The 12,595-nt window shown below is 44.2% G+C and carries 12 protein-coding genes; 7 read left to right on the forward strand and 5 right to left on the reverse strand.

The genetic code is table 11. The annotated features are described in order from the left end of the window. Positions 1-197: 197 nt before the first annotated feature. Both ACL6C3_RS24550 and ACL6C3_RS24555 read left to right on the forward strand, forming a co-directional pair. Positions 198-467: a zinc ribbon domain-containing protein gene (locus ACL6C3_RS24550; RefSeq protein ID WP_413161991.1), complete on the forward strand. Its 270-nt coding sequence runs from the start codon at positions 198-200 to the stop codon at positions 465-467. A gap of 27 nt (positions 468-494) precedes the next feature. Beyond that, entirely contained in the window at positions 495-2,018 is a 1,524-nt protein-coding gene (locus ACL6C3_RS24555) for a gamma-glutamyltransferase (protein WP_413161994.1), read from the forward strand. Positions 2,019-2,140: 122 nt separating this feature from the next. On the opposite strand, the gene ACL6C3_RS24560 is transcribed toward ACL6C3_RS24555, so the two are convergent. After that, positions 2,141-2,527: a carboxymuconolactone decarboxylase family protein gene (locus ACL6C3_RS24560; protein WP_413161997.1), complete on the reverse strand. Its 387-nt coding sequence runs from the start codon at positions 2,525-2,527 to the stop codon at positions 2,141-2,143. 240 nt (positions 2,528-2,767) lie between these two features. Between ACL6C3_RS24560 and ACL6C3_RS24565 the strand changes: the two genes are divergently transcribed. The 3 genes from ACL6C3_RS24565 to ACL6C3_RS24575 all read left to right on the forward strand — a co-directional run bounded on the left by ACL6C3_RS24565 (position 2,768) and on the right by ACL6C3_RS24575 (position 8,128). Further along, positions 2,768-3,691, forward strand: a complete 924-nt coding sequence (locus ACL6C3_RS24565) for a LysR family transcriptional regulator (RefSeq protein WP_413162000.1) — start codon at positions 2,768-2,770, stop codon at positions 3,689-3,691. Between the two features lie 15 nt (positions 3,692-3,706). Further along, positions 3,707-7,360, forward strand: coding sequence for a filamentous hemagglutinin N-terminal domain-containing protein (locus ACL6C3_RS24570; RefSeq protein WP_413162001.1), 3,654 nt, complete (start codon positions 3,707-3,709; stop codon positions 7,358-7,360). 66 nt (positions 7,361-7,426) lie between these two features. Further along, complete coding sequence (locus ACL6C3_RS24575) at positions 7,427-8,128, forward strand: calcium-binding protein (protein ID WP_413162003.1); 702 nt, start codon at positions 7,427-7,429, stop codon at positions 8,126-8,128. Between the two features lie 140 nt (positions 8,129-8,268). On the opposite strand, the gene ACL6C3_RS24580 is transcribed toward ACL6C3_RS24575, so the two are convergent. Further along, entirely contained in the window at positions 8,269-8,883 is a 615-nt protein-coding gene (locus ACL6C3_RS24580) for a L,D-transpeptidase (RefSeq protein WP_413162005.1), read from the reverse strand. Positions 8,884-9,082: 199 nt separating this feature from the next. Continuing rightward, positions 9,083-10,219, reverse strand: a complete 1,137-nt coding sequence (locus tag ACL6C3_RS24585) for a tetratricopeptide repeat protein (RefSeq protein WP_413162008.1) — start codon at positions 10,217-10,219, stop codon at positions 9,083-9,085. A 208-nt stretch (positions 10,220-10,427) separates the two neighbouring features. Between ACL6C3_RS24585 and ACL6C3_RS24590 the strand changes: the two genes are divergently transcribed. Together ACL6C3_RS24590 and ACL6C3_RS24595 are read left to right on the forward strand one after the other, a co-directional pair. Next, complete coding sequence (locus ACL6C3_RS24590; protein WP_413162010.1) at positions 10,428-10,610, forward strand: hypothetical protein; 183 nt, start codon at positions 10,428-10,430, stop codon at positions 10,608-10,610. Further along, positions 10,588-10,815, forward strand: a complete 228-nt coding sequence (locus ACL6C3_RS24595) for a nuclear transport factor 2 family protein (protein WP_413162013.1) — start codon at positions 10,588-10,590, stop codon at positions 10,813-10,815. The genes ACL6C3_RS24590 and ACL6C3_RS24595 overlap by 23 nt, the downstream gene beginning before the upstream one ends. On the opposite strand, the gene ACL6C3_RS24600 is transcribed toward ACL6C3_RS24595, so the two are convergent. Together ACL6C3_RS24600 and ACL6C3_RS24605 are read right to left on the reverse strand one after the other, a co-directional pair. Beyond that, the gene (locus ACL6C3_RS24600) at positions 10,812-11,615 is read right to left on the reverse strand and encodes a M48 family metallopeptidase (protein WP_413162016.1); all 804 of its coding nucleotides are present in this window, start codon (positions 11,613-11,615) and stop codon (positions 10,812-10,814) included. The genes ACL6C3_RS24595 and ACL6C3_RS24600 overlap by 4 nt on opposite strands. A 274-nt stretch (positions 11,616-11,889) precedes the next feature. Beyond that, positions 11,890-12,591 carry a TIGR00266 family protein gene (locus ACL6C3_RS24605; RefSeq protein WP_413162018.1) on the reverse strand — a complete coding sequence of 234 codons (702 nt, stop codon included), beginning with the start codon at positions 12,589-12,591 and terminating at the stop codon, positions 11,890-11,892. Positions 12,592-12,595 lie beyond the last annotated feature (4 nt).

Raw genomic sequence — 12,595 nt, forward strand, 5'->3', positions numbered from 1 at the left:
GCGAACAGGTCACTGAAAAAGCGGTCATGTGAGAGGAACGCTTCAGCTTTCGTATTATGCCCCATCTTCCGATTAAATGACCGTTAAATCTTGTTGATCAAATGGGAAAACTCCCCGCTCGGTCCGAATTTAAGGTAAAATCAGCAATTATTATATACAATAGAATCACTCACACCGACTCTATCCTTAGCCATACTATGCCGATCTACGACTATTTCTGTCCGAGCAATAACCGAAAAGTCGAAGTCATCCACAGCATTCACACCCAAGTTCAAACCTGGGGCGAACTGTGTCAGTTAGCCGAATGTGAGGTCGGAGATACTCCCGAAGATGCGCCGGTGCGTCGGGTTTTGTGTGCGCCAATGTTGTCGGTTCCCCTCACCAATAGCGATTATCGCAACGCCGGATTTACTAAACTGGTAAAACGGGATAAAGGCGTCTATGAAAATGTCACCGCCAGCGATTAACTCATCCGATCTTTTCAAAAAGATAACATGATAAAAACCACCCCCGTTGCAATTTCCGCCGACTCTCCTTTAACCACAAAAGCCGGAGTTCAAATTGCCCAACTCGGGGGGAATGCCGTTGATATTGCCGTTGGTGCGGCGCTGGCGGCGAGTTTATCCGAAATTTTAATGTGTTCTCTGGGGGGTTCGGCATTTGTAATGATTCACAAACCCGGACAACCCCCCTCACTCATCGACGGCGCCGACGCCATGCCTAGCGGTCATTTGAAGCTTGACCCCAACAAGGCGGGTGTGCGCGTCGTTGATCTTCCCTACGGAGATGGTATCACAGTCCGAGCCGGAGTTGCCTCGATCGCGGTGCCGGGAATGTTGGCCGCCTTAGAAACCGCTTGGCAACGTGGGGGGTCTCTCCCCTGGTCCGAAATCGTCGCACCTGCGCTAGAATTAGCTCGGAACGGGTTTAGTTTGAGTCCAACTACCGCTCGTTGGCTGTCTCTGGCCGGGAAACCGCTATTTTATCCCCAACAAGCCAGTCGAGACTGTTTTTTCCCGAACGGTTGTCAGGCGGTTGCCGGTGAACGTTTTTACATTCCCGACATGGCGCAAACCCTCGAAGCGATCGCCGAAGTTGGTGCCAAAGCCTTTTATCAAGGGGATATCGCCGCCGCTTTTGTTAAAGAAATGAGGGAAAATGGCGGGTTCGTCACCCGTTCGGACTTGGCAAATTATCGCGCCATTGTCCGCCAACCGCTACAATTAACCTCACTCGGCTTTCAACTGGCTTTAAACCCTCCCCCAGCCGTTGGAGGCGCTGCGGTGGGAAGTTTGATCAAACTGTTGGAACTCACCGCCCAACCCGATTTTACCCCCGCCCAACGCACGTTACAACAGGTGAAAGCGATAAAAGCGTTGTGGGAACTGCGAAGCCAAGAAAACCCCGAAGCCTTCCTCGCCGAAGAAACCCTACGCCGCTATTTACCTGCGATACAGTCCCCCAACACCATGCACTTATCGGTCGCCACAAGTTCGGGGGAACTGGTTTCTGTTACCATGAGTAACGGCTACGGTTCAGGTATTACGATTCCCGGCACCGGAATCACCTGTAACAACAGTTTGGGGGAACCGGAATTAAACCCCAAAGGCTTTTTAGGCGCTGCGGTGGGGGAACGGATGATATCAAATATGGCGCCGAGTTTAGCATGGCATCCCGACGGGCGCTGTTTAGCCTTTGGAACTCCGGGGGCGAGTCGAATCACCACCGCAATGGCCCAGATGTGGACTCGCTACGCCCGAGAAGGGGTTTCCCTCGAAGAAGCGGTCCGGGCGCCGAGGCTACACGTTGAACCGAAAGAGAATAAATGGCGGGTTTTGTGGGAACCGGGAATTGATACAACGCTGTTAGAAACTGAGGAAGAAAATCTAGAACTTTATCCCTTTGAACAGCTTGATATGTTTTTCGGCGCGATTAAAATAGCCGGAATTAATGCTCTAGGAAAATTAGAAGCCGTTGCCGATAATCGCCGAGAAGGTTCTGTGGAAATTATAGCCTAAATTAAGTTAATTTGCAAGCGGCCAAAAAACCCGGTTTCTTTGAGAAACCGGGTTTTTAATCCCAAATTGAGAAACCGGGTTTTTAATCCCTTTAATGCAACCCGCCAAAAAAACCCAAAAACCTAAGACGCATCCCGTTCTTGAAAGACTTCCTGAGCCGCAAAAATCCCATTTAAAGAAGCCGGAAAACCCGCATAAACCGACATTTGAAGAATCGTTTCAATAATTTGTTCGCGAGTACAACCCACATTTAAAGCCCCATTAATATGAACTTTCAATTGCGGTTGAGCATTTCCCAACGCCGTCAAAGCCGCTATTGTCGCAATTTGACGCGACTTTAAATCCAAACCCGGACGAGAAATTACATCTCCATAAGCAAATTCAACAATCCATTTAGCAATATCCGGTGAAATATCGCCCAAACTATCAATAACTTGCTGACCTTCATTACCCGTAATCTGTTGTAAAGCCTCAATTCCTTTATTAAAACGGTCTTCTTGAGATAACATAGACGGTGCCTGACTTATGATTAATGATTGCTCTGCCGTTGGTCTTTTCTCGGAGAAACTGTTTGATTTTGCCATCCCCCAAAAACCAACAAAAATTAATATCAATAGCAAAGCTCCCAATCGTTTCCAATCGGTGGATAGATTCATACAAAACTCCACAAAAATGAATCACCAAGTCTTCTATTGACTATTATTAAATACAAGATTGATACTTGTAAAATACCTATTTGCTATTGAGTAATGCTTAAAAACTATCAATTTAATTTTGAACTCCGCCATCTCCGCTATTTTTGCGTTTTAGCCGAGACACTCCACTTTCATCAAGCCGCCAAACACCTACACATCTCCCAACCGAGTCTAAGCCGGCAAATTCAAGACTTAGAAGCCGCAATGGGTGTACCATTATTCAATCGAACCAATCGCCAAGTCACACTTACAGACGCCGGTCAAGCCTTTTATCAAGACCTTCAGCAACTCCTCGACCAGTTAGACGCCTCCCTGCGCCGAACCCAACGGGCCGCCCGGGGGGAGTGGGGTGAAATCGCGCTAACCTTTACAGAAGTGGGAATTGCCACCGCTTTACCCGCAATTTTGCGAACATTCAAACGCCAATTTCCCCATGTTGACATCAAGCTGACCGAGCGTCCAACCGCCGAACAACTCGAAGCTTTGCTGTCCGGTCAAGTTGATTGTGCGTTTTTGCATCCGGTGGGGAAAATGCCCGATGAAATCGAAATTCGCACCATTTGGCGTGATACACTGGGGATTGTCCTCCCCGCATCTCACCCGCTAGCGGAACGAAAAGAAATCCGACTGGCCGACCTCAAATCCGAAGATTTTATTCTGTTTCCCCGTTCGCTCAATTCTAATCTTTACGATCATATTATTGCGATTTGCCAACAAGCCGGATTTTACCCTAAAATTGTTGCTGAAGTTGCTCGCCGTCAAAATTCTGTTAATTTAGTTGCCGCCGAGATGGGTTTAACTTTTTTAGGAAGTTCTTTAAAACATTTGTGCGGAACAACGACAATTTTCAAACCTCTGGCGGGGGTTAGTCCTCAACTTCAGTTAGCCTATAGTTGGCGAAAAGATAATGATTCTGTGATTTTATCTCAGTTTTTAAAAGTCGTTCAATCCACTTTAGAACAGATAAATCAGACGTAAATTTAGATTATAAAAATGAGGCTTTTCAACCCCATAAATTTAGTCCCCTTGACCCTAATTTTTGCCGCAACTACAGCCACAGCCCAGATTATCCCAGATAACAGCTTAGGTTCAGAAAACTCTGTTGTTACACCTAATGTTAACATTCGCGGGATACCTAGCGATCGCATTGATGGGGGTGCAGTTCGGGGGTCTAACTTATTTCATAGTTTTGAAGAATTTAACGTAGAAGAAGGACGGGGTGCTTATTTTTCAAATCCCGATAATATTATTAATATTCTAACTCGCGTTACAGGTGGGAATATTTCAGAAATTTTAGGAACGTTAGGCGTTTTAGGGAATGCAAATTTATTTTTAATTAATCCTTCGGGGATTGTATTTGGGCCGAACGCACGGTTAGATGTAGGCGGTTCATTTTTTGCGTCTACAGCCGATGGAATATTATTTGAAAATGGTTTTGAATTTGCAGCAAGTAACCCCGAAGCGCCGCCATTATTAACGATAAATATTCCCATCGGATTAAATATTCGAGAAAATCCGGGAACAATTGTTAATCAAGCCACTCTAACAACCTTGGAAGATGGAAGTTCCTTAAGAAATGATGCAGGATTTCTAGTTCCTCAAGGGTTAAATATTCCTCAAAATAAAACATTAGCTTTAGTTGGGGGCGATGTATTATTTAATAACGGAGTTGCTATTTCTCCCGGTAGTCAAATTGAATTGGGAGGATTATCAGAACCGGGAATTATTGAGTTGGCAAATGTAGGGAAAAATGCCAATACGCCCATTCTTCAGTTTCCTAATAATATTCAACGGGGAAATGTAGCGTTAACGAATCAATCTCAGATTAATGTTCGTTCAAATGAGGGGAGAGATATCAATATTAAGGCTCGCAATTTTGAGATGTCAGGCGGAAGCATTATTCGAGCGGGGTTTGATCAAGGATTGGGGGTTGCAGAAGCGCGAGGCGGAGATATTAATATTAATGCTCAGGAAAACGTTCTTTTAGCCGATAATAGCTTTATTTCCAATATCATTGATATAGATTCTTTCGGCGAACCCGGCGATATTAACATCGAAACTAGCTCATTATTGATGGAAAATGGCGCAGAGATCAGCGCTAGCACTTTCGGCCCCGGAAATTCGGGTTCGGTTTCTATTTTAGCAACAAATTCGGTAGAATTATCAAACGCCACTATCTTTAGTTCTGCCGCAGTTGGTGCGGTGGGTAATGGAGGAACAGTTGAAATTATTACAGAAAATTTATTGCTGTCTAACGGTTCTCAAGTGATTACCGACACATCCGGAGAAGGAAATGCGGGTAATATAACCGTACAGGCTAAATCTATCGAAATCACGGGAAGTTCTCCCGATGATAGCGAGATTATCAGCGGTTTTTTTGCGGATGTAATGGAGACGGGAATCGGCAATGGCGGTACAATAACAATTGAGACGGAACAATTATTATTGAGCGATGGAGCGCGAATTTCTAGCAGTACCTTTGGACAAGGAAATGCGGGTTTAGTCTCTATTTTAGCAACAGATTCGGTTGAGTTATTGGGTAGCAGTATTATCAGTAATGTGGTGGAAGGTGGAACTGGAAATGCTAACACTGTAAATATCGAAACTCGAAATTTATTGGTATCTGGGGGGTCACAAATTCAATCTTTAACTTTTGGAAACGGAGACGCAGGTAATATAAATATTAAAGCTGAATCTATCGAACTCACGGGAACTTCAGCAGATGGTTTGGAGAGTAGTATAATCACTGCAAGTTCTAGAAGTGGAGAAGGAAATAGCGGAAATATTATCATAGAAGCCGAACGTCTTCGGATAACCGATGGCAGTGGAATCATAGCCAGTGCCACAGGAAGGGGAAATGCCGGAACCATTTTTATCAAAGCAACTGATATACAATTATTCGGGTTTGCTCCCAATTCCACAAACCCTTCTTTTCTATCTGCAAGTGTCGAAGAACAAGGAACAGGAAACAGCGGAAATATTATCATTGAAACCGCACGTTTACTTCTAGAAGATGGTGGATTAATTAGAGTTAGGAATACCGCAAATACACCCGGAAATTCCGGTCAGGTTTTAATTATTGCCTCCGAATCTGTCAGACTGAATAATGCTGTCGGCATCAATACAGATACAGTTGGCCCCACAAATGCGGCTCCCATTACCATTTTTACTCGCTCTCTGTCGATTGAAGGAAGGTCAGGAATTGCTGCCAATTCAGGTACGCCAGAGAACCCAACAGAAACAGGTCAAGGCGGAGAAATTTCTATATTTGCTTCTGAGGAAGTTCAGTTGAGAGGAGGAAATCAGACCGACGAAACGGCTATAATTTCTTCCGTAACTTTTGGAGGAGGGAGAGCGGGAAAGGTTAGAATAGAAACCGGACAGTTAGTCGTTGACAAGGGATTAATTTCTGTTTTAAGTAACGATACTGCCAGTGGAAATGCGGGTAATATTGAAGTTTTCGCCTCGGATTTCGTTGAATTATCTCGCGTTCAAAGTGGCTTATTAGCAGCAACGGACGGAGTAGGAAATGCCGGAAATATTACGGTAGAAACTCCCGAGTTAGTGCTGAAAGATGAAGCATCCATCGGCGTGGGAAGTTTGTCTGGAAGTGGAAATGCAGGTAATATTAGAATAGAGTCTAATCAGTTGTTTATTCAAGATGAAGCCAATGTATTAGCAGCAACAACAGATGGAGGTGGAGACGCCGGAAATATTAATATTAATAGCTCCGAGTCGGTAGAAATTCGAGGTCGGGGGAGTATAATTGCAACCACTCAAGGGAGTGGAAATGCTGGAAATGTGAGAATAGAAACGGAACAATTTCAACTTCGCGATGGCGGTTCGGTGAATGTAGATTCTACTGCATCAGGAATTCCGGGTAATATTGATATCTCAGCAAATGAAACCCTTTTAAACAATCAAGCTCAACTGAATGCGAGTTCAGAAGCGGGTCAAGGCGGTAATATTAGACTTCAATCTGATGACATTCGCCTGTTGAATGAAAGTAGAATTTTCGCCTCGGGAAGTGACAGCGGTCAAACCTTTGAAGGGAATGTTGACATTGATACTAATCTTTTAGTTTTACTTCAACAAAGTCGTATTTTAACTGATGCTTTCAACCCCACCGGAGGAAGTAATATTACTATTCGTCCTTTGGGAAATTCAGAACTCGGACTTTTACAATCTCAAGATAGTATTATTAATGCGGCCGGAGAACTTTCGATTGATGATACCCTCAATTTTGACCCGCCAGAAACACCCGAAGTAGAATTCATTGACCCGAGGACGTTAATCGCTCAAGACCCCTGCAAACAAGGTCAAGACAGCGAATTTATTATTACAGGACGTGGCGGTATTGCACCCAACCCAACCCAAGCTTTAACCTCAATTGAAGGGTTAGTCGAGTTAGAATCTCCCCTAATTCAACCCGTTACTCCTCAATCCAATTTTTCCTCAGAACCTCCTCAACAACAATCCCAAAACCGAGAAAATAATAGTGAAAATAATACCGTTGATTCGAGAGAAATTATTCCGGCGAGAGGCTGGATAAAAAATGAAAATGGTGATATTATTTTAGTGGGTTATGACCCGACTCAAACCGGAGTCCAACGTCAGCAATATAACCCTTTATCCTGTCAATCTTAGAAGATTAGCTTGTCATATTTAAGACAATATACACCTGTAAATACTGTATTTTAGGAGGATTTGATCATGTCGGAAATTCTAGGAACGGCAGGCAACGATGAATTATTTGGCGGACAAGGAATCGATTCTCTCTTTGGTTTGGAGGGTGATGACACCATTTTGGGTCTGGAAGGAGACGACTTAATTTTCGGGAATCAAGGGTTAGATTTTCTCGGTGGCGGTGAGGGAAATGATACTATTTTTGGAGGGAAAGGAGATGATTTTCTTGGTGATATTGGCGGAGGAGATGACCAATTTTTTGGCAACCTAGACAATGATTTGCTAAACGGAGGAGAGGGTAACGATCAACTATTTGGCGGTCAAGGCGATGATGGTGTATTTGGTAGTGGAGGAAATGATTTAGTCTCAGGAGATAAGGGAGATGACATCTTGTTTGGTATTGACACTGAAAATATCACGAACCCCGGTTTGGGTGAAATTGATACTTTAGTGGGTGGTGAAGGAAGTGATCTCTTTGCTTTGGGGTTCGAGTCTCCCTCTTACTACGTCGGTTCGGGAAATAGTGATTTTGGATTAATCACCGATTTTAACGTAGCGGAAGACACTATTTTTGTGAGCGCAACTGATAATGTAACGATAAGCGATCTCGATCTGGGTGAGTTTGGGTCGGGAGCGGGTATATTTAGTCAAAATGGTGATTTAATTGGGTTAGTTCAGGGTGTAGCTGCAAGTCAACTCAGCTTTGATATTAATATTATTCGCGCCTAGTTAGAAATAATTCATCCCCAAATCTGACCGCAGTTTTTCTGTAAACTCCAGGCGAAAAACCCGGTAACGTTTAAGAAACCGGGTTATTATCCTGATTTTAATTAAAAAAACTTGCCCGACTTGGGTGTTATAATAAAAATCTAGGGTTCGACAACCACAGTCGTTCCCATTTCAATCTGATTAAATAAAGCGACAACATCCTCATTTCGCATCCGCACACAACCATGAGAAGCGGCGCTTCCGATAGAATTAATCGTCGGAGTTCCATGAAAACCAATGGTATCCTTACCATCAGTCCAAAAACCAATCCAACGCAATCCTAACGCACTATTCGGACCCGGCCGGGTCACTTCTCCCGTCCAGGGATTTTCCCAAACCGGATTTTCGACCATTTGAATCACTTGAAACTCACCCGTTGGCGTTTCCCAACCGGGTTTTCCGACAGCCACCGGATAACTCGCGACTTGTTCATCATTGCGATAAACAAAAACTCGCCGCTGACCCAATCGCAAAACGACCCGGATTTCAGGTTTCCCCAACGGTAAAAACGGAGACGGATCATCCAACCCCGGTAAACTCGGATTCAACAAACTTGAAGGAATCACCGCCGCTTGGGACGAGACACCTTGAGCAACTTCAGGACTTTTCGGAGTCGAAGCCCCCACTTCCGCTTGAGCAACAATAGAGACCATTAAAGCGCTCAAACCAATCCGAATCAAGGGTTTAAATCGAGTGTGATCAACTTGAAAAAACATAGAATTGAACTCCTCACCAAAACGGATGGAAAAACAACAACATTGGGAGTTAGGGATTCCTCACGATTGAGGGGTGTCATTAATTTAACCCACTTCTCTCCCCGTTGAAAACTTGTAATCCTTTCTTTTGGTGTGTATTCACGATTCGTGCGATCAAAAATCCCCACTCAAGGCTTCGATCACTTTAACCCGATTCTTTTTACCTTTTCAGTTCCTTTAACGCCTCTTGTGCCTTTTTCACCCCTTCAGTATCGCCCTGTTTTTCAAAAAGTTCGATCGCTTTTTCCAAAGCGGCGATCGCTTGTTGGTTGCGACCTCCCCGGCCTTTAATCGCCATTGCCAAGTTATAATGAGCATTGGCATTTTCCGGAGAGCGATCGATCACCCGTCGAAAACTGACAATCGCCCCAATATATTCCTCTCGCTGTAACTGAATTTCTCCAATCGCCGCATCCGCTTCCACCAAATTCGGATTAAAAGCCAAAGCCCTTTGATAAGCTTCGACCGCCCCATCTAAATCATTTTGAGCCTTCAACACTTCCGCAATTTGAAACTGAATCTCCCCATCGCGAGGACTCAACGCCGCCGCCTGTTCAAACGCCGCAATCGCCCCCGGTTGATCTCCGCTTCGCAGCAACGCCACCCCCAACTTAATTTGAACGCTCGCTTCATTGGGTGCGAGTGTCGCCGCCTGTCGCAGAGTTTCAATGGCTTTAGGCGTATTTTCCTGACGCAACAACGCCATCCCCATCGAAGCGTAAGCCTGCCAATTATTCGGGTCTGAGGCAATCACCATTTCATAGGTTTTAACGGCACTGCTATAATCGCCTTGACGGAAGAAACTCACCGCCAACCCCAAATAGGCATTGAGATTATCCGGTTTGAGACTGATGGCTTTGCGATAGGCATCGGCGGCGCCTTGATAATCTTCTATTTTGACCAAACTATAAGCTAAACCATATTGAAAATCTGCATTCTGCGGATCGAGAATTAAAGCATCTCGATAAAATTTAGCCGCCGCTTCGTAATTCCCTCGCAACGCTTCTAAATAAGCAATTCCCGAGTAAATCTTCGGATCGCTCGGATCGAGTCCCGCCGCTTGCACGTAAACCAGAAGTGCTTCATCAATTTTTCCGGCATCCACTAACTCCCGCCCTTGTTCGAGTAATTGGTTAAGCTGGTCGTTAGATTGAGTGTTGGCTTGAGCAATAACTTCAACCGAGTGAGCCATTTGGGGGGTTGCAGTGGCGACAAATCCGACTAAAATACTACTGACAATCAATCGAATGGGTTTATACACGGCTTGTTTAGTGTGAGTGGTTCTAGAGTTCTGCACGGTTTTGATGACAAACGAGATCGGTCACACAATTATGACTGATGTTGATGATAAAACAGTTCATGCCGATTGGTTACAAATCGGGGGAATGTTCTTAAGTCCAGAAGGCTCGATCCCCCCTGATGCAGAATTCTGACAACGGCTTCGGACTTGAGTGAAGATCGCAAGATTGATTAATCTGTAGAAGTGTTCGCTGGGATGATTGAATATGAGTGATGAACAAGAGGTATTGGCGGCGAATAAAGCTTTTTATCGGGCTTTTGAGAAAAAGGATCTCGAGGCGATGAGCGCTGTCTGGTCAAAAGGAACGGCGAGGCGCGTGTATTCATCCCGGACGGGAGGTGATTTGCGGTTGGGAAGGGGTAAGATTGTCTTGGGAACAAATTTTTAAATCAACTCAGTATTTGGAGATTAATACCAATATTATTTCGACTGAGGTGAATGGGGATTTGGCTTATGTGGTTTTACTCGAAGAAGTGATGCAAGTTTCCGCTCGCCGTCGGATGAAAGCTGAATCAATGGCGACTAATATTTTTACCCGCATGGCGAACAAATGGTATTTGATTCATCATCACGGTAGCCCGATTATCAGTTAATCTATTTTTTTTAAACTCGGGGGTAATGGCGATCGCGTATCGAGTTCATAGCCCCGTTTTTGGATTAATTTTTCCAGCCGTTTAATTCGCGCTTCGGACGGGGGATGAGTTCGTAAAAAGGCGATAGTGTCTCCTTTTTCTAGGGCTTTGATTCGTTCAAAAAAGTCGGTGGCACCGGCGACATGACCGTAGTTTTCCTGTAATAGAGTTAAGCCAAATTCATCGGCTTGTCGTTCTTGGGATTGGGAAAATTGGGCGTTGGAAAGGGCGACGGTTGCGGTTTCTAAACTTCCAATATTTGGGAAAAATAGGGATAAAACCGTTTGGATAAATAAACTGCGACTAATTCCTCGCAAATGGTCCCGATGGGCGAAATGGCCGAGTTCGTGTCCTAAAATCATCATTAACTCGTTTTCTGACTCGACTTGATTTAATAACCCTTTAAAGATTACAATGCGATCGCCGGGAAGGGCGTATGCGTTAATGGTAGAATCGGGAATATATAAAACCCGATAATCTCGGTTTTCAAGTTCGGAGTCTAAATGGGTTTCTAAACCGTCTAAAAGTTGGTTTAATGTCGTTTGAGTGGGCGAAGGTTTAGCCTGACGTTCAAAAGCGGGAACGACTAACCGTCCGAGTTGCTGTTCAAATTGCGGGGGAACGAACCAAACCAACTGTTCAAACAGGAACCATAAAGCCGCGATACTGGCAATGATAAATCCTCCAAAAATTGCCAGTAAAATTAATAGCTGTCGGTTGCTTGGGGGCGGATTTCTTGAACTAAATTCGGGTTCTGACATGGAAATAAAATGATTTTCAATTAATGACAATCTTACCGATAATTCTGTTGTTTGCGGGTTGATTTCAGTCACCCGTCACCAATGTTGTAGGGGCGGGTTCTATCTAAATCTATCTTACCCAGAAATAAGTTAGATAAACCCGCCCCAACCCGTGAACAGTTTTTCCCCGACACCGGGGCGGGTTTATATCAATTATCTGTAGGAAATGATCAATAATTGCGGAACCCGCCCCTACAGGGTAGAATTTTTGAGTGAAATCTAGATAAATATAAAGCTACTCCGAACTACTTTTAATCGGTCGAAATGGGTCTAAAAAGTTTAACAAAGAGATTAATTGACGGGATTGAATCCATAATTTACCCTGACCTCGAAAGCGACAAACTAACCCTTCCCCGCCCAAAATTCCCGTTTTCAAATTCTTAAACGATAAACCGCCAATTAATTCCACATTGTAATCTAGCGTATCTTCAAACGCCACAATATAACCCGTATCCACAACATAATCCCCCTCAACCGGAATCTCCAAAATTCCCCCGTAAGAACTTAACCAAATATCCCCCTCACCGGTCGCCCGAATTAAGAACAAAGATTCCCCGCTAAAAAACCCTTTAAACCCCTGAAAATTTGTATCCAGATTCACCTCAGTTCCCGACGCCACAAACCCCGAAGATTGAATCATCAATCCCCTTCCATTCAAATAATAATGTTGAATATCCCCCGGAATTCCCGGAGAAATAAACAACTGTCCGGGTTTATTTTTAGCGGTAAATTCACTCAGAAAAAGCGACTCCCCACTCAACATTCTTCCCACCCCTTTCATCAGTCCGCCTTTCATTTTAGACTGCATTTGAATACAACTATCCATCGCCGCCATCGCCCCGGATTCAACAATAACGGTTTGATAGGGTTGTAAGTCCAATCTCAACGAAGCATAAGAGGGAGAATGTTCAATTTGATAAGCAATTTGATTTGACATTGTT

This window comes from Capilliphycus salinus ALCB114379 (assembly GCF_047276495.1).
Taxonomy (GTDB): Bacteria; Cyanobacteriota; Cyanobacteriia; order Cyanobacteriales; family Microcoleaceae; genus Capilliphycus; species Capilliphycus salinus.